Below are 322 nucleotides of genomic sequence, written 5' to 3' on the forward strand. Positions count from 1 at the left end.
CGAATGAATATATGTCCAGGCCCATCCTGCCACGGAAACATGACCGCGCCTGCGGCAATGTTTCATCGTCACTGCAGGGCGATCGAGTACGAGACGATATCCGTGTAGCAGCCCGCGCGTTTGACTGCCCGCGGCTCCGTGCCGAATGCACTGAAGCCCAGCGATTCGTACAGCCCGCGCGCGGCAGCGTTGTCCGCCAGCACCGTGAGGGTGAGCGATTCAATGCCTTCCGCGCGCGCAGCCGCGAACGCGGCAAGAAGAAGCTGACGGGCGATACCCTGGCCACGATGGCCAGCATCCACGTGGACACTGTGCACTTCCG

Annotated in this window: 1 protein-coding gene; it reads right to left on the minus strand. The window is 63.0% G+C overall.

Annotation, left to right across the window (positions count from 1 at the left end):
* Nucleotides 1-68: 68 nt before the first annotated feature.
* Nucleotides 69-322, minus strand: a 254-nt coding sequence (locus tag AN389_RS19730; protein WP_144430249.1) for a GNAT family N-acetyltransferase, incomplete at its 5' end; no start/stop codon positions are given.

Origin of the sequence: Pseudoalteromonas sp. P1-7a (assembly GCF_001401855.1) — a bacterium.
GTDB lineage: Bacteria > Pseudomonadota > Gammaproteobacteria > Enterobacterales > Alteromonadaceae > Pseudoalteromonas.